The 254-nt window shown below is 69.7% G+C and carries 1 protein-coding gene; it reads left to right on the top strand.

All coding sequences use genetic code 11. The features are described from left to right. The coding region (locus ACV229_RS40940; RefSeq protein ID WP_448088713.1) for a DUF3382 domain-containing protein at positions 1-254 on the top strand (254 nt) is incomplete at both ends.

The following is a 254-nucleotide window of genomic DNA, read 5'->3' as shown; positions in this document are numbered from 1 at the left end:
CTGAAGCTCGACGGCTACCAGGTCGTGCTCGAGGCGCACTGGCGTCCGGTGTGGATCGCGGTCGCGGCCGTGTTCCTGTTCCAGCTGTTCAAGCCGTCGCTCACGCGCGCGAAAGCCGCGGTGAAACTGCCGGCGATGCCCGCGATGGGTGCGCAGCAGCAGCGCGCGATCATCTGGGTGCTGCTCGCGGTCGGGCTCGTGTGGCCGTTCTTCGGCTCGCGCGGCGCGGTCGACGTCGCAACGCTCGCGCTGAT

The sequence above is a fragment of the Burkholderia sp. MR1-5-21 genome (assembly GCF_053427715.1).
This window is presented reverse-complemented; position numbering and strand designations above follow the sequence as displayed.